General features: G+C 72.9%; 15 protein-coding genes. 7 read left to right on the top strand and 8 right to left on the bottom strand.

What is annotated here, in order from left to right; all coding sequences use genetic code 11:
* Positions 1-6: 6 nt before the first annotated feature.
* The gene (locus EXE48_RS05020) at positions 7-561 is read right to left on the bottom strand and encodes an NADPH-dependent FMN reductase (RefSeq protein WP_053770309.1); all 555 of its coding nucleotides are present in this window, start codon (positions 559-561) and stop codon (positions 7-9) included.
* 144 nt (positions 562-705) lie between these two features.
* Between EXE48_RS05020 and EXE48_RS05015 the strand changes: the two genes are divergently transcribed.
* From EXE48_RS05015 to EXE48_RS05005, 3 genes are all read left to right on the top strand, one after another.
* Positions 706-2,109: a phosphohexomutase domain-containing protein gene (locus tag EXE48_RS05015; RefSeq protein ID WP_137710900.1), complete on the top strand. Its 1,404-nt coding sequence runs from the start codon at positions 706-708 to the stop codon at positions 2,107-2,109.
* A 130-nt stretch (positions 2,110-2,239) separates the two neighbouring features.
* On the top strand, positions 2,240-2,545 hold the full coding sequence (locus tag EXE48_RS05010; protein ID WP_053770307.1) for a hypothetical protein: 306 nt from the start codon (positions 2,240-2,242) through the stop codon (positions 2,543-2,545).
* Between the two features lie 61 nt (positions 2,546-2,606).
* Positions 2,607-3,350 carry a DNA polymerase sliding clamp gene (locus tag EXE48_RS05005; RefSeq protein ID WP_004599283.1) on the top strand — a complete coding sequence of 248 codons (744 nt, stop codon included), beginning with the start codon at positions 2,607-2,609 and terminating at the stop codon, positions 3,348-3,350.
* Between the two features lie 55 nt (positions 3,351-3,405).
* On the opposite strand, the gene EXE48_RS05000 is transcribed toward EXE48_RS05005, so the two are convergent.
* The 3 genes from EXE48_RS05000 to EXE48_RS04990 form a co-directional block, all read right to left on the bottom strand.
* The gene (locus EXE48_RS05000; RefSeq protein WP_137710899.1) at positions 3,406-5,241 is read right to left on the bottom strand and encodes a sensor histidine kinase; all 1,836 of its coding nucleotides are present in this window, start codon (positions 5,239-5,241) and stop codon (positions 3,406-3,408) included.
* Between the two features lie 79 nt (positions 5,242-5,320).
* The gene (locus EXE48_RS04995) at positions 5,321-6,718 is read right to left on the bottom strand and encodes an MFS transporter (protein ID WP_137710898.1); all 1,398 of its coding nucleotides are present in this window, start codon (positions 6,716-6,718) and stop codon (positions 5,321-5,323) included.
* Positions 6,719-6,753: 35 nt separating this feature from the next.
* A complete protein-coding gene (locus EXE48_RS04990) occupies positions 6,754-7,347 on the bottom strand; it encodes a DUF7474 family protein (protein ID WP_121563330.1) in 594 nt (197 codons plus the stop codon).
* A 107-nt stretch (positions 7,348-7,454) separates the two neighbouring features.
* Between EXE48_RS04990 and mdh the strand changes: the two genes are divergently transcribed.
* The 3 genes from mdh (at position 7,455) to EXE48_RS04975 (ending at position 9,213) form a co-directional block, all read left to right on the top strand.
* Positions 7,455-8,369: a malate dehydrogenase gene (gene mdh / locus EXE48_RS04985; protein ID WP_053770303.1), complete on the top strand. Its 915-nt coding sequence runs from the start codon at positions 7,455-7,457 to the stop codon at positions 8,367-8,369.
* Positions 8,370-8,435: 66 nt separating this feature from the next.
* A complete protein-coding gene (locus EXE48_RS04980) occupies positions 8,436-8,624 on the top strand; it encodes a DUF7554 family protein (protein WP_053770302.1) in 189 nt (62 codons plus the stop codon).
* 13 nt (positions 8,625-8,637) lie between these two features.
* Positions 8,638-9,213: a 2'-5' RNA ligase family protein gene (locus tag EXE48_RS04975; protein WP_137710897.1), complete on the top strand. Its 576-nt coding sequence runs from the start codon at positions 8,638-8,640 to the stop codon at positions 9,211-9,213.
* 10 nt (positions 9,214-9,223) lie between these two features.
* Here the strand turns inward: EXE48_RS04975 and EXE48_RS04970 are convergent, their stop codons facing one another.
* The 3 genes from EXE48_RS04970 to EXE48_RS04960 all read right to left on the bottom strand — a co-directional run bounded on the left by EXE48_RS04970 (position 9,224) and on the right by EXE48_RS04960 (position 12,657).
* Positions 9,224-9,490: a hypothetical protein gene (locus tag EXE48_RS04970; RefSeq protein WP_053770300.1), complete on the bottom strand. Its 267-nt coding sequence runs from the start codon at positions 9,488-9,490 to the stop codon at positions 9,224-9,226.
* 3 nt (positions 9,491-9,493) lie between these two features.
* Positions 9,494-10,885: a cytochrome P450 gene (locus tag EXE48_RS04965; RefSeq protein WP_053770299.1), complete on the bottom strand. Its 1,392-nt coding sequence runs from the start codon at positions 10,883-10,885 to the stop codon at positions 9,494-9,496.
* A 155-nt stretch (positions 10,886-11,040) separates the two neighbouring features.
* Positions 11,041-12,657: a methyl-accepting chemotaxis protein gene (locus EXE48_RS04960; protein WP_053770298.1), complete on the bottom strand. Its 1,617-nt coding sequence runs from the start codon at positions 12,655-12,657 to the stop codon at positions 11,041-11,043.
* 145 nt (positions 12,658-12,802) lie between these two features.
* Between EXE48_RS04960 and EXE48_RS04955 the strand changes: the two genes are divergently transcribed.
* Positions 12,803-14,569, top strand: coding sequence for an excinuclease ABC subunit C (locus EXE48_RS04955; RefSeq protein ID WP_137710896.1), 1,767 nt, complete (start codon positions 12,803-12,805; stop codon positions 14,567-14,569).
* A gap of 30 nt (positions 14,570-14,599) precedes the next feature.
* On the opposite strand, the gene EXE48_RS04950 is transcribed toward EXE48_RS04955, so the two are convergent.
* Complete coding sequence (locus tag EXE48_RS04950) at positions 14,600-15,244, bottom strand: helix-turn-helix domain-containing protein (RefSeq protein ID WP_199236349.1); 645 nt, start codon at positions 15,242-15,244, stop codon at positions 14,600-14,602.
* Positions 15,245-15,423 lie beyond the last annotated feature (179 nt).

Raw genomic sequence — 15,423 nt, 5'->3', positions numbered from 1 at the left:
CCACTCTCACTCCCGCATCCGCTCGGCGTGCTCGACGACGACCCGGCCCAGCCGCTCCGTGCGGCGCCGGATGTCCCCGTCGGTGATCCGCGGCCCGCGGTCGGGGGCGGCCGCCGCCGTCTCGACCTTCGAGGAGGCGCCCTGGATCCCGACCTCGTGGGGGACGGTCCACGCGTGGACGTTCCGGAACGTCGACCGGAGGTGTTCCAAGGTCCCGCCGTAGGAGCCGCCGCCGGCGGTCGCGAGCAGCCCCACGGCCGTGTCCGCGTACTCGTCTGAGCCGCAGAAGTCGTGGAAGTTCTTGAACGTCGACGAGTAGGAGCCGCGGTAGACGGGCGTGCCGGCGAGGACGCCGTCGGCCTCGCGGACGCGGCGCTTCAGGGCCTCGCTGTCGCCCTGCGCGCCTTCGTCGGGATGGAACAGCGGGAGGTCGACGGCCGCGAGGTCGATCAGGTCGGTCTCCGCGCCGGCGTCGGCCGCGGCGTCGAGCGCGACGCGGAGCGCGGCCCGCGTGGTGCTGTCCGCGCTCCGGCTGCCGGAGACGGCGGCGATTCGGGTCATGATTCGGGTTCGAGGTCCGACCACAAAAACGCGGCCGATCGACGGAGCCGTCGGGCGCTCACCAGGCTCCGCCGCTCGCCGCGCCCGTCGCAAGCCTCGCGACCGGCACGGGGCATTATTGCCCTCGCCGCCGACGTGGTCGGTATGGACGAGATTGCCTTCGGCACGGACGGCTGGCGCGCGACGCTCGACACCTTCACCGACGAGCGCGTGCGGATCGTCGGGCAGGCGGTCGCCGACCACCTCGACGCGGCCGGTCGCGACGAACCGGTCGCGGTGGGGTACGACGCCCGCGAGACCTCCGAGGGGTTCGCCGAGAGCCTCGCCGAGGTGCTCGCCGGCAACGGCTTCGACGTACTCTTGCCCGAGCGCGACGCGCCGACGCCCGTCATCGCCCACGCCATCGTCGCCCGCGGGCTCGCCGGCGCGTGTATGGTCACCGCCTCGCACAACCCGCCCGAGTACAACGGCGTGAAGTTCATTCCCCACGACGGCGCGCCCGCGCTCCCCGACGTGACCGAGGACGTCGTCGACCGGCTCGCGGAGCCCGCCCTGCTGCCCGAGGCCGAGCGCGGCGGAATCGAGCGCGTCGACCTCGTGAGCGACCACGCCGACGCGGCCCGCGAGGTGGTGGGCAACCTCGCCGGGGCGGAGGGCGGCGTCGACCTCTCCGGGCTCACGGTCGCGTACGACGCGATGCACGGGAGCGGGCGCGGCGTCACCGACGCGCTGCTCGAATCTGCGGGGGCGGAGGTCGTCCGCCTGCGCTGCGAGCGCGACGTGACGTTCGGCGGCGACTCCCCCGAGCCCTCGGCGGAACATCTCGGGGAACTGGCCGACCGCGTCACCGACCCCGACAGCGACGTGGGCCTCGGGATCGCCAACGACGGCGACGCCGACCGGATCGCGGTCGTCACGCCCGACCGCGGCGTCCTCGACGCGAACCTCTTCTACGCCGCCTGCTACGACCGCCTGCTGGAGGCCGACTCCGGGCCCGCGGTCCGCAGCGTCTCGACGACGTTCCTCGTCGACCGCATCGCGGAGGCGCACGGCGAATCGGTGTACGAGACGCCGGTCGGCTTCAAGTGGGTCGCCGAGGCGATGGGCGAGCACGACGCGCTGTTCGGCGGCGAGGAGTCGGGCGGGTTCACCCTCCGCGGCCACGTCCGCGAGAAGGACGGCGTGCTGATGGCGCTGCTCGCGGCCGCGACCCACGCCGCCGAGCCGTTCGACGCGCGCGTCGACCGCCTGCTCGACGAGCACGGGCATATCGCGGCCGGGAAGGTGTCCCTCGACTGCCCGGACGACCGGAAGGAAGGCGTCCTCGACGAGCTGGAGGACCACATCCCGGAGTCCGTCCGCGGCTCCCCCGTCGCGAAGGTCGTCACCCTCGACGGGTTCAAGCTCCTCTTGGAGAGCGGCTCGTGGCTGCTCGTCCGCCCCTCGGGCACGGAGCCGAAGCTGCGCGTGTACGCAGAGGCGGACTCCGAGGCCGCCGTCGACGAGCTCCTCGACGAGGGGCGGGACCTCGTCGAGCCGCTGGTCTGAGAACGGGGCGGGCCGACCGATCGGAGCCCCGGCCGCCCGGACGAGTTTCAGTTCCGCCTTGCGTTCGGCTCGTTTATTTATAAATTAACCGCGTATCGTCGCGTACGGCCCGACGCGGCCGAGAGACACCATGCCCGACGAGCCGCTGCCCGCGACCGAACGCACCGACGCCGAACCGAGCCCGACCGAGCGCGGCGAGCCGCCGAAGCGCGACGCGACCGATCGGAGCGCCCGAGCCGAGCCGGACCGAACGACCGATCCGCCGCCCGACCGGTCCGACGGCGACGCGGCCTGCGAATGCGACCGCGGGCCGGAGGCCGAGGCCGACGAGGCGGGCGAGCCCGACACGCGCGAATACCGGCTCGAACGGCTCCGACTGTGGCGGACCGTCGTCACGCTCGCGGTCGTCGTCGCCCGCCTCATCCGGTCGCTCTGAGCCGGCGGTCGCCGCTCCGATCGGGTGCCTTTTTAGGTGATACCGCCCAAGCTGAACGTATATGTTCAAGGCCATCGTGGGCGCGTCGACGTTTCAGGACGCGCTCGATTCGGTGAGCGTGTTGGTCGACGAGTGTAAGATCCGCCTGAACGAGGAGGAGCTCTCCATCCGGGCCGTCGACCCCGCCAACGTCGGCATGGTCGACCTCACGCTGGAGGCGGCCGCGTTCGAGTCGTACGACGCGGACGGCGGCGTCATCGGCGTCAACCTCGCTCGCTTGGAGGACATCGCCGGCATGGCCAACTCCGGCGACCTGATCCACCTCGAACTCGACGAGGAGACCCGCAAGCTCCACATCGAGATCGACGGCCTCTCGTACACCCTCGCGCTCATCGACCCCGACTCGATCCGCCAGGAGCCGGACATCCCGGACCTCGATCTCGCCTCCGAGATCGTCGTCGAGGGCGCCCAGCTCGACCGCGGGATCAAGGCCGCCGACATGGTCTCCGACCACATCCGCCTCCGCGTCGACGAGACCGACGAGGCGTTCTTCATCGAGGCCGAGGGCGACACCGACGACGTGAACCTCAAGCTCGACCGCGAGGACCTCATCGCGCTCACCGCCGGCCCCGCCGACTCGCTGTTCAGCCTCGACTACCTCAAGGACATGAACAAGGCGATCCCCTCCGACGCCGAGGTCACCGTCGAGCTCGGCGAGGAGTTCCCCGTCAAGCTCCACTACGGCTTCGCCGAGGGGCTGGGGAACGTGACCTTCATGCTAGCTCCGCGCATTCAGAGCGACTAACGCGCCCGAATTCTGCCTTTTCGGGAGGAACAGCGGTCTCGTTTTTCGACCCGACTCACTCGCCGTCCACGACCGGGATCGACACCGTCACCCGCGTTCCCCGCGGCTCCCGCTCGCCGTACTCCACCCCGGCGCCGACCGCGGCGGCGCCCCACGCGACGACCCACAGTCCCAGCCCGGAGCCGTGTTCGAGGGCGGTCTCCCGCCCGGACTCGACCGCCTCGACCTCGTGGTCGGGGATCCCGGGCCCGTCGTCCGCGACGGTGAGGACGAATCGGGGGTCGTCGCCCCCGCTCTCGGCCTCGGCACCGCCCTCTCCGCGGAGCGAGACGCGCACCCAAGCCCCGCCGTCCTCGCGCTCGGTCCCCTCGCCGTCGTGGTGGTCGACCGCGTTCTCCACGGTGTTCTCGACGACCGCGCGGAGCGCGTCGGGCCTCACGTGGGTGGTCCAGTCGGCCGCTCCGCCGCCGTCGGTCTCCGCGTCGGGCTCGCCGGCGACCGCGAGTTCGACGACGGCGTCCGGGTCGCGCTCGCGGGCGTCGGCGACGACCGCGCGGACGAGGTCGCGGACGTCGGTCGCCGCGGGGTCGCTGTCGGCGAGGAGCCGCTCGACGGTGCCGGCCTTCTCGCCGAGCGCGGCCAGCGCGCCGGCGCGGCGCTCGACGGCGTCCGCCATCCGGACCAGCTCCGGGTCGTCGAGGCGGTCGCGGAGGATCTCGCCGTAGCCGTGGACGACGCCGGCGTCGTTGCGGAGGTTGTGGCGCAAGATTCGGTTGAGCACCTCTAACTGCTGGCGGCGGCGCTCGCGCTCGGTGACGTCCGAGAGGACGACCGTGTAGCCGACGTGGGTCCCGTTCGGATCGGTCAGCCGAGAGACCGACACCGCGTACGTGCGGCGACCGGCGCCGTCGGCGGTGTCGACCTGAACCGTCTCGCGGGAGCCGCCGCCCGCCTCGTCGTCGCCGGGGTCGTCGTCGGCGGCGTCGATCGCCTCGTCGCCGATCCCGACGGGCAGGTCGAGGAAGTCGGCGAGGGGCCGGTCGCGGGCGGTCTCGGCGTCGACGCCTAACACCGTCTCCGCGGCGGGGTTGAGCCGGACGACGCGGCGGTCGAGCGCGAGCGCGACGATCGGGTCCCGGAGGTCGTCGATCGCGGTGCGCTCGGCGGCGCGGCTGGTGGTCGGGTTCCGGTCGAACATCTCCGCGCGGTCGAACGCGTACGCGTCCAGGATCACGTGCGGGACGAACATCACCGGCGCGAGCTGGAGCTGCGGGACCGGGCCGAGCTGGAGCGTCCACGCGACCAAGGCGAACCCCGGCGGCAGCGAGCTCAGGGCGACCGCCGCGCTCTCGCGGCGGTACAGCGGCCCGTAGCTGAGCAGCGTGTCGACGAGGAGGAAGACCGCGCTGGCGACGAGGACGGTCTCGACGGCGACGGTGAGGTACGCCCACGGACCGAACGCGTACGAGACGGTCTCGACGCCGAAGACGGGGGCGCGCGAGAGGTCGGTCCAGAAGGCGCCGTGGAGGGGGTTCGTGGCGACGAGGACGGACGAGAGGAGGCCGAACCCGGCGACCGCCCCAAACAGGCGGCTCCGGACCACGTCGCTCCGGCCGGTGTACTCCAAGGCGAAGCCGAGGAAGGCGACCCCGGTCCAGATCACGCCCAGCCACATCGCCGTCTCCAGCGCGGCGCGGACCGCCGGGTCGACGACGAGCAGCCCGACGCCGTAGGAGACGCACCACGTCGCCTGCGCGGCGAAGACGCCGAGGAACCAGTCGACGCCGGGGCGGCCGCGGTGTTGGCGGATCGCCCACGCGAGCGCGACCGCCCCCGCCCCGCCCGCGAGGGATCCGACGGCGGGCCAGGCGGGAACGAGGTCGAGGGCCATGTGCGAGGCACGACGGCGACGGCGGGCGTAAAACTGTCGTGCGGAGGCGGGACGGCCGCTCACCGCCCGCCCGGAGCGCTCACCCGGCCCGGCGTCCGAACGCGAGCGCCACGGGCGCGAGGAGCAGCGCGCCGATCAGGAACGGCGACGCGACGGCGACCGTGTACAGCACCGCCATCAGCGGCGGGCCGACGGTCCGCCCGAGGCTCGACGCGCCCTGCGTCACGCCAAAGGCGGCCCCCTGGTCGGCGTCGTCGGCCGACGCGGAGACGAGCGTCGCCAGCGAGACGTTCACGAGGGCGTTGCCGAGCGAGAGCGCGGCGAGCGCGGCGAGCAGCGCGAGCAGAGGGAGCGTGAGCCACCCCGGCCCGCCGAGGGCGACTCCGCCCGCGACCCGGTCGACCAGTCCGGTCGCGGGGATCGCGGCGAGCGCGCCCGCGAGGACGACGGACCCGGCGGCGACGAGCGTCCGCGAGGGGACGACCCGCGAGAGCCGACCGACGACGACGCCCTGGTTCACCGCGCCGAGGACGCCGACGTAGGTGAGCAGGAACGCCGCGGCCGTCGCGTCGTAACCGAACGCGTCCGCGACGTACGGGATGAACATCACCTGGACGCCCGCGAACGCGACGGCGACGACGAAGTACGCGACCGTCAGCGGCCGGAGCGACGCGGACGCGAGCGCGTCGCGGAACTGGCCGATCGCGGTGGTGCGCCCGCCGGCCGCCGCCGGGCGCGTCCGCGTCGGCTCCTCGAGGAAGAGGAACCCGACGGCGACCGCGAGGAAGCTCATCCCCGCCGCCGCGAAGCTCGGCAGCGAGTACGGCGTCGCGGGGACGAACGCCGGGAGGAGCGCGTCGGCGCGAGCTACCACCGCGTCGGCGGCGAGCAGGCCGCCGATCGCCGGCCCGAACACGAACCCGAGCGCGAACGACGCGCCGACGAGGCCGAGCGCGCCCGCCCGCCGGTCCCGCGGCGTGATGTCGGCGACGTACGCCTGCGCGGCGGCGATGTTGCCGCCCATCGCGCCGGCCAGCGTGCGGGAGGCGAAGAGCACCGCCAGCGCGGCGACGGGGCCGAAGCGCGCGCCGGCCGAGCCGGCGTAGCCGAACGTCACCCACGCGACGCCGGCGGCCGCGAGCGACGCCAAGAGGACGGGACGGCGCCCGATCCGGTCGGAGAGCCGGCCGAGCGTGGGCGCCGCGACGAACTGCGCGAGCGAGTAGGAGGCTGCGAGCAGCCCGATGAAGGCGTCGCTGACGCCGAACGACCGGACGTAGAAGGGGAGGATGGGGATCACGATCCCGAAGCCGACGAGGTCGATGAACACGACGCCGATCACGACGGCGAGCGCGCGGCGGGGGTTGGCGACGGCCGGGGGGCGGTCGGCGCCGTCGCCGTCGGCGGCGTCGGCGTCACTGACGGCGGCCGCGTCGGGGTCCGCGGTCGGCGCGGCGCCGGCTTCCGGGTGTGTCACGGTGTCGAGAGGTCGCGGGGCGACTTAAGTCGGCGCTACAGGTGGCGCTCGATGACGCGCTTCGCGGCCTGGCCCTTCTCCTTCCAGCCGTACCCCTCGTCGTACACGTGGCGCTTGGCGTCGACGAGTTCCCCCGGCGTCGACTCCTCGAAGCCGCCGCGGTCCCACGCGCCCGACTCGCGGAGCCACTCGATCACGTTCTCGCGGGTCTCGGGCCACGAGAGGCCGACCATCTCGTACCACGCCACCATCGCGAAGACGGCGTTGTCGTGACAGCCCGGCACGGAGCCGTGCTGATAGACGGTGCGCATCGGCTCGCGGGTGGGCTCGGAGACGCGCTCCTTGAACTCCGCGGCGGTGAGCAGGCGGAGCCGGTCGCCGTCCTCGACGACGCGCTGGTCGCGGCGGAGCGCGCCGAGCGCGGCCTTGTGGAGCCCGCCCCAGTCGGCGGGGACCGCGTCCCGCAGCGCCGCCTCCGAGAGGCCGTCGGGCTCGGCGGACAGCACCGAGAGGAGGTCCGTGTAGGCCTTCTCGACGGTCGGCCAGCTCACGCCCTCGAACTCGCAGTCGGCGTCGTGGAGGCTGTTCGTCGTCCGACAGCCCGGGCACGGGTAGCGGAACGTCGGCACGAGGCGACGGTTCGACGCCGCGGGAGTTAGGGGTTTCGCGACGGCGCCCGCGGACGTTGGGGGGTTCCGAAACGTTTACTCGCCGTCCGGTCGCGGATCAAGACGGTATGACAAAGGTCAGCGTTATCGGTGCGGCGGGGACCGTCGGAGCCGCGGCGGGCTACAACCTCGCGCTGCGCGACGTGGTCGACGAGCTCGTCTTCGTCGACATCCCGGACCAGCGCGAGACGACGATCGGACAGGCCGCCGACGCGAACCACGGCGTCGCCTACGACTCGAACACGACCGTCCGGCAGGGAGAGTACGAGGACACGGCCGGATCGGACGTCGTCGTCATCACGGCCGGCATCCCGCGGAAGGAGGGACAGACCCGAATCGACCTGGCCGGCGACAACGCGCCGATCATGGAGGACATCGGGTCGTCGATCGCCGAGCACAACGACGACTTCGTCACCGTCACCACGTCGAACCCGGTCGACCTGCTCAACCGCCACCTCTACGAGGCGGGCGACCGCGACCGCCACAAGGTGATCGGCTTCGGCGGCCGGCTCGACTCCGCGCGCTTCCGCTACGTCCTCTCCGAGCGCTTCGACGCGCCCGTCAAGAACGTCGAGGCGACGATCCTCGGCGAGCACGGCGACGCGCAGGCGCCGGTCTTCTCGAAGGTGCGCGTCGACGGCCGGGACCCGTCGTTCGACGCCGACGAGAAGGAAGAGATCCTCGCGGACCTCCAGGAGTCCGCGATGGACGTGATCAGCCGGAAGGGCGCCACGCAGTGGGGGCCCGCCACCGGCGTCGCCCACACGGTCGAGGCCATCCTCAACGACACCGGCGAGGTGCTCCCGTGCTCGGTCGTCCTCGACGGCGAGTACGGCTACGACGACACGGCGCTCGGCGTGCCCGCGAAGCTGGGCTCGAACGGCGTCGAGGAGGTCGTCGAGTGGGACCTCGACGAGTACGAGGCCGATCTGCTCGACGAGGCCGCCGAGAAGCTCTCCGAGCAGTACGAGAAGATCGCGTAGGGCCGTTCGCGGGGGTCGGCCGCCGACACCCACCGGATTTTTATCGCTGCCGCGTCGCTTCGGAGCATGAACCGCGCCGAGATCGACACCGACGACCTGCTGAAGGTCGTGTTACTGCTCGTCGTCGTGTGGCTTCTCCTGGAGATCGTCGGGACCGTCTTGGAGGTCGCGTTCTGGCTGCTCGACGCGCTCCCGACGCTGATCGGGATCGCGCTCGTCGTCGTGATCGCCTTACACCTCACCGATCGGATCTGAGGCGCCCGCCGACGTGTTCAGCCTCAACGTCCCGCTGCCGCCCGGCGTCGACCGCCTCGCGGCCGATCTCCACCCGAAACTGTCGGGGTTCGACCGCGTCCGCGAGCGCCGCACCCTCGTCTGTAAGCGGTTCGGCGTCGCGGACGTACGGGACGGGGAGCGCGACGAGGACGAAGGAGGTGGGCGGGAAGGGAGTCGGGAGCCGCCGCCTCGGGAAGAAGCCCTCGACCGCCTGCGCGAGCGGCTTCGTCGGCCGCTCGCCGGCGTCGGCCCCTTCGAGGTCGCCGTGACCGGGATCGACGTCTTCGACGCGCCGCGGTCGGGGTCGCGGCCGGTCGTCTACCTGAGCGTCGAGAGCGACGGACTGGATCGGCTCCACCGACGGCTCTGCGCGGCGTTCGGGGCGGTGGAGGGAATCGAGGGCGACGACTACGTGCCGCACGTCACGCTGGCGCGGGGCGGGAACCCGGAGCCGGGCGTCGTCGCCGACCTCGTCGACGCCGCGTTCGACCCGGTCCGGTGGCGGGTCCACGCGCTCGACGTGTGGGACCCGGAGTTCCGGGAGGTCGCGTCGAGCGTTGAGCTGTAGCGTTACGCGGTCACGCGGGGTCGGTCGGCGTTACGCCGGCGTCGGCCGCCTCGTCGTCGTTCGGCTCCTCGACCGCGTGGTGCGGCCCCACCGGACCGTGCGTCGGGCAGACGCCGGCGATGGGGGTCGCGTTGAGACAGCAGGCGCGCCGTCCGCTCGCGACGAGGCCGCGCGAGAGCGGATCGCCGCAGCGGGCGCAGTAGACGTCGGCCTCGGAGGTCGCCTCGCCGTCGGGGGTCGCCTCGCCGTCGGGGGTCGCCTCGTCGGCGCCGGCCATCCCTCAGCGCTCGCGGATCCGCATCGGCACCGGGTGGTTCGGGTGCATCGTCAGCGACCCGCGTAAGGAGAGGTCCGGCCCCTCGTAATCGAGGTCGAACCGCGAGCAGACCGTCGCGAGGATGATCTTCGCCTCCAGGAGCGAGAACGCCTTCCCGATACAGTGGCGAGGCCCGCCGCCGAACGGGAAGAACGCGAACCGGGGGCGCTCGCTCCGGCGCTCCGGGGTCCAGCGGTCCGGGTCGAACGCCTCGGGGTCGTCGTACCAGCGCCCGGACCGGTGGATCGCCCACTGGGACACCATCAGCGCCGACCCCTCGGGGATGCGGTACCCCCCGAGCTTCACGTCGAGCTTCGGTTCGCGGAACAGCGTGTACACCGGCGGGTAGAGCCGCATCGACTCGTTGAGGGCGCGCTCGGTGTAGTCCATGTCGCGGACGGCGGCCGCGGTCAGGGGGCCGTCGGCCGTCGCCTCCCGGGCCTCGCTCGCGACGCGGTCGCGGGCCTCGGGGTGGTTCGAGAGGAGGTAGAACGCGTACGTCAACGCGAGCGCGGTGGTGTCGTGGCCGGCGAGCAGCATCGTCACCAGCTCGTCGCGGAGGTTCTCGTCGGTCTGCTCGCCGCGGTCGCGGGCGCGGAGCAGGACGGAGAGCAGGTCCATCGGGAGGTCGGCGTCGGGGTCGCCGGGCGGCCCGCGGACGCCGGTGCCGTCGGGCCCGGCGGGGTCGACGCTCGGGTCGCGCTCCGTACCGCGGCGGCGGGCGACGATGTCGTCGATCACCGATTCGAGCGTGTCGATGGCGGCGTCGAACTCGCGGTTCTCCCGAGTCGGCAGCCAGTCCGGGATCAGGAACCGGCGGGGGTCCGGCTCGAACCGGGCGCCGAGCGGTTCGAGGTTCTCCTGGACCGTCTTCACCTCCTCGTCGCTGATGTCGGCACCGAACATGGCCGTGACGATGATCTTCACGGTGAGCCGCGCAAGCTCCAGCTGGACGTCGACGACGTCGCCGTCCTCCCAGTCGGCGACGTGCGACTCGGCGTGGTCGGCCATCACGCCGGCGAGCGCGCCGATCCGGCGGTTGTGGAAGGCGGGGTTCGCGAGCCGGCGCTGGCGCTTCCACGTGTCGCCCTCGCTCAGCAGGAGGCCGTCACCGAGGAGCGTATCCATCGCGTCGTCGAACTGCGGCTTGCGGTAGCGTTCGGCGTCCGCGACGAGCACGCGCTCGACGTCGGCGGGGTTCGTGAGCAGGTACGTCTCTCGCGGGCCGAGGTCGAGCCCCACCACGTCGCCGTAGCTGTCGGCGCAGGCGCGCAGGAATCCGAACGGGTCGTCAGCGAACTGGCGACCGTTCCCGAAGAGGGGGTCGCCGAGCGGTCCGGGCGGCGTAACGGACATACGATTTCTGGGGGTTGAGCGGGGTTAAACGTTCGGCGGAGGGGAAGGGTACGCGGGGGAAAAACGCGGAGAACGAGACCTCGGAAGAGCGGGCGGGCCGCGGCGTCGACGGGGCGTTGCCGGAAGAGCGGGCGGGCCGCGGCGTCGACGGGCCGTTACCGGGCGTCGAGGCGCTCGACGCGGGCGATCAGCTCGTCGACGGCCGCCTCCTGGTCGTCGGTGGCGTCGACGATGCGCTCGGTCGCGTCCTCGGTGCGGTCGGAGCGCTCGCGGACCGCCTCCAGCGAGGAGGTGAGCTCCTCGACGGTCGCGGCCTGGTCGTCGGTGGTCCGCGCGACCTCCGCGACGCCCGCGGCCGCCTCGTCGACGGCGTCGGCGATCTCTTCGAGGGAGTCGAGCACCGTCTCGATCTCGGTGCCCGCGTCCTCGATGCGCTCGTGGGAACGCTCGACGGCGGTCGTCGTCTCCGCCGACTGGGTCTGGAGCTTGTCGAGGCTCTCCGTGATCTCCTCGGTGTAACCGCGGGTCTCGTCGGCGAGCTTCTTCACCTCCTCGGCGACGACCGCGAAGCCGTCGCCGCCCTCGCCGGCGCGGGCGGCCTCGATGTTGGCGTTCAGGGCGAGCAGGTTCGTCTGCTCGGCCACGTCGGAGATGACCTCGATGACCTCCTCGATGTCGTCCATGCGCTCGGAGAGCGCGCCGACGCTCTCGACTAGTTCGTCGCCGATCTCGACGACGTCCTCGGTCGCCTCGCGGGCGTCCTCGCTGGCGTCGAGGCCCTCGTCGGCCGCCTCGCTCGCGGCGACGGCCGCGGAGTCGACCTGGTCGGCGGTGGCGGCGACCTCCTCCATCCCGGCGGAGAAGGACTGCATCTCCGAGACGCTCTCCTCCAAGAGCTCGTTCTGCTCGTCGACGTTCTCCGCGATGTCGGCGGCCGCGGCGCTCGCCTCCTCGACCGTCTCGTCGAGGTCGCGCGCCTTCTCGTGGACGCCCGAGGAGAGCTCGTCGAGGTTGTCGGCCATCCGGTTGACGACGTCGACGACGCGGATCAGGTCGCCGTCGAGGTGCTCGAAGGAGTCGCGGTGGCCCGCGCGGGCGTCGAGGTCCCCCTCGCCGATCGCCTCGGCGGTCTCGCGGACCTCCGCGACCAGCTCGCTCGTCGCGTCGCGCTCGTTCACCGTCTCCGTCCGGTCGATGACGACCTCGGTCACGCCGACGAGCTCGCCGTCGTCGTACAGCGCGGTCGCCGTGAACTCGATGTGGCGCTCCTCGCCGTGGCGGTCGACCATCGTGCTGGCGTCGCGGTAGCGGTCGCGCGCGGAGTCGCACGGCTCGACGCCGTACACCTCGTCGGCGTTCGTCGGCGCGTCGAGGACCTTGTCCGCGAGCGTGTCGGCCCGGCGGCCGTCGGGGTAGAAGAGCTCGGAGACGTGGCCGTGCCCGACCGCCTCGTCGCGGTCGACGCCGGTGAGCGTCGCGATCGACTCGTTCCACTCGGCGACGTTCCCGTCGCAGTCGAGGATGAACGTCGGGATGCTGGTGGCGTTGAACACCTGCTCGAAGCCGGCGCCGGCGAGCGTCGCCGCGCGGTTCACGCCGGCCTCGTCGGCGACGCCGTGCCCCTCCTCGCCCGGGCCGACGGCCTCGTCCGCCGCGGCCGTCCCGGCGTCCGTTCCCTCGCCGTCCTCGACGACGACGCCCCCGTCGGGGACCGACCGGGAATCGCTCCCCCACCCGAGTGCGTTCCGCAGGCGCTCGCGAAGTCTACTCATGTCTACGTCACCGTCTCCCAAGCGCCATCATAAAGCGTCCGTCCCGATATTCGATTCTGATAACCTCGACGAGCGGCCTCGGGGCGGCGGGGACCGCGCCCCGCAGCGTTCAATGGCGTCGGGCGGCTACGTCGGTCCGAGACCGATGGACGCCGACGCGGTGCGCGAGCGGGCCCGAGACCTCCCGACGGAGCCGGGGGTCTACCAGTTCCGGGCGGGCGAGGCGACGCTGTACGTCGGGAAGGCGCTCGACCTCCGCGACCGGGTGCGGTCGTACGCGGACCCGCGCTCGGGGCGGATCAGGGGGATGGTCGAGCGCGCCGACCGGATCGAGTTCGCGGTCACCGACACGGAGACGCAGGCGCTCCTCTTGGAGGCGAACCTCATCAAGCGGCTCCGGCCGCGCTACAACGTCCGGCTGAAGGACGACAAGTCGTACCCCCTGGTCGCCTTCTCGGACCACGAGGTGCCCCGGATCGAAGTGACCCGCGACCCCGAGGCGGGCGCGGTCGCGTACGGTCCCTTCACCGACGTGGGACGCGTCGAGACCGTCGTGAAGGCGATCCGCGACGAGTACCGGCTGCGCGGCTGCTCGGACCACAAGTACGAGGGCCGCGACCGGCCCTGCCTCGACTACGAGATGGGCATCTGCTCGGCGCCGTGTACGGGCGAAATCTCGCCGGAGGAGTACGCCGAGGACGTGGCCGCGGCGCGGCGCTTCTTCGAGGGCGAGACCGGCGTCCTCGCCGACCCCCTCCGCCGCCGGATGGAGGCGGCCGCCGAGGCGAACGAGTTCGAGCGCGCCGCGAACCTCCGCGACCGGCTGGAGGCCGTCGAGGCGTTCCACGGCGAGGGCGGCGAGGCCGTCAGCGACCGGAGCGACGACCGCACGGTCGACGTGCTGGCGGCCGCCGTCGAGGGCGACGCCGCCCGCGTGGCCCGGCTCCACAGCGAACGGGGCCAGCTCGTCGACCGGAGCCGGCACCGGCTGGACGCCGCGGCGGTCGAGGGCGCGGACGGCGGCCCCTCGTCCGCCGACGCCAACACCCCGGCCGCCGTCCTCGCGGCGTTCCTCGCGCAGTACTACGCCGAGCGGGAGTTCCCGGACGCGGTCCTGCTCGCCGAGCGGCCCGCCGACCCGGACGTGGTCGACTGGCTGGAGGGCGAGGGGGTCGCGGTCCGCGTGCCGGGCGCCGGCCGCGAGGCGAAGCTGGTCGAGCTCGCGCTGAAGAACGCCCGGAAGCGCGGCGGCCGCGACGACCCCGTGGGCGCGCTCGGCGAGCGGCTCGGGATCGCCCGCCCCGAGCGGATCGAGGGGTTCGACGTGAGCCACGCGCAGGGGACCGCGGTGGTCGGCTCCGACGTGTGCTTCGTCGACGGGAGCGCGGAGACGGCCGACTACCGCCGGAAGAAGCTCACCGAGCGCAACGACGACTACGCGAACATGCGCGAGCTGGTCCGGTGGCGCGCCGAGCGCGCGCTCGACGGCTCGGACGACCGCCCCGACCCGGACCTCCTCCTCATCGACGGCGGCGACGGACAGCTGGGGGCCGCCCGCGACGCGCTCGCGGAGACGGGGTGGGACGTGCCCGTCGTCGCCCTCGCGAAGGCGGAGGAGCTGGTCGTCACCCCGACCGGGACCCGGCGGTGGGACGACGGCGCGCCCGAGCTCCACCTCCTCCAGCGCGTGCGCGACGAGGCGCACCGCTTCGCGGTCGCGTACCACCAGACCGTCCGCGACGAGGTGGCGACTGTCCTCGACGACGTGCCCGGCGTCGGCCCCGAGACGCGCCGCCGGCTGCTCCGGCGGTTCGGCTCGGTCGAGAACGTCCGTGACGCCTCCCGGGAGGACCTCATCGACGTGGACGGCGTCGGCGACGCGACCGCGGACACGCTCCGCGAGCGGCTGTAAACGCGGGTCTCTCCCTCGCGGCGGGCGCCGTCACTCCGGCTCGACGGCGCGCTCGACGACCGCCGCCTCCGCCTTGCGGAGCAGTTCCCCGGCCGTGCTCGTCGCGCAGTCGAGCGCGGCCGCGACGTCCGCGACGGTCCCCCCGCGGGGCACCTCGTAGTACCCCGCCGAGACCGCCGCCTCCAGCGCCGCGCGCTGTCGGTCGGTCAGCCGGGAGGGGGTCCGCCGGCGCTCGAACTCCCGGACCCGCTCGATGGTGAGGTCGGCGAGGTCGGCGAGGTCGTCGTGGAACGCGCTGAGCGCTTCGGCCGCGCCCGCCGCCTCGAACCGCACGTCGCCGTCCTCGCGGAAGACGACCGGCGGGAGGAATATCACCCGCGACGCCGCGACGGTGTCGAGGAGGGCCGCCGGGAACTCGTAGTCGTCCTGTCGGAGGAAGGCGTAGGTCCCGCCCGCGCCGCGCACGAGGCTGCGCGCGACCAGCGAGTCGAGCGCCTCGACGGCGGCGGTCGTCGCGTCGCGGTCGCCGTCGAACCAGAGCAGCGTCGTCGCGTCCGCCGTCGGACTCCACATCAGCAGCTCGGCGCGAGCGATCGGCGACTCGCCGACGATCGATCGGTGGAGGGGGTGGCGGAGCCGCTCCGGGTAGGCGGCCGAGAACCGGATCCGTTTCATGCGGCGCTCGCTCCCCGTTCGGCGCTCCCACACATCAATCCGCATGGTTCGGCGCGGCTTCGGGACGGGTTCGAGAGGCGGGGCAGACTGAAGCGGTCAGCGGGAACGCGGAGGGGGCGAGATCGGTCAGCGGGAACGCGGAGGGGGCGAGATCGGTCAGCGGGAACGCGGGATGGGTG

This window comes from Halorubrum sp. ASP1 (genome assembly GCF_005435135.1).
In the GTDB taxonomy this organism is placed as follows: Archaea; Halobacteriota; Halobacteria; order Halobacteriales; family Haloferacaceae; genus Halorubrum; species Halorubrum tropicale.
Note: the sequence above shows the minus strand (reverse complement) of the source record. Positions and strands in the feature narration are given on the sequence as shown.